Below are 478 nucleotides of genomic sequence, written 5' to 3' on the forward strand. Positions count from 1 at the left end.
AGGGTATGGCTGTTCGCCATTTAAAGTGGTACGCGAGCTGGGTTTAGAACGTCGTGAGACAGTTCGGTCCCTATCTGGTGTGGGCGTTGGATGATTGAGGGGAGCTGCTCCTAGTACGAGAGGACCGGAGTGGACGAACCGCTGGTGTTCGGGTTGTTTTGCCAAAGGCATTGCCCGGTAGCTACGTTCGGAACGGATAACCGCTGAAAGCATCTAAGCGGGAAGCCGACCCCAAGATGAGTCATCCCTGGACTTTACGTCCTGGAAGGGTTGTTGAAGACGACGACGTTGATAGGCAGGGTGTGGAAGCGTTGCAAGGCGTTAAGCTAACCTGTACTAATTGCCCGAGAGGCTTAACCATACAACACCTAATGTGTTTGTGGTGATAATCGTAAGACAAGTTGTTGCTTGCGGATTGAACGAATATCAGATTTTTCCTAAATTGTTAACTTTTTATGCTTGGCGACAATAGCGACAC

The 478-nt window shown here is 49.8% G+C and carries 1 rRNA gene; it reads left to right on the forward strand.

From position 1 onward, the window contains the following. Positions 1-361: ribosomal RNA gene (locus tag KIU71_RS03160) — 23S ribosomal RNA — on the forward strand; the annotation flags it as partial. Positions 362-478: the final 117 nt, after the last annotated feature.

The sequence above is a fragment of the Alteromonas oceanisediminis genome (assembly GCF_018474025.1).
Taxonomy (GTDB): Bacteria; Pseudomonadota; Gammaproteobacteria; order Enterobacterales; family Alteromonadaceae; genus Alteromonas_E; species Alteromonas_E oceanisediminis.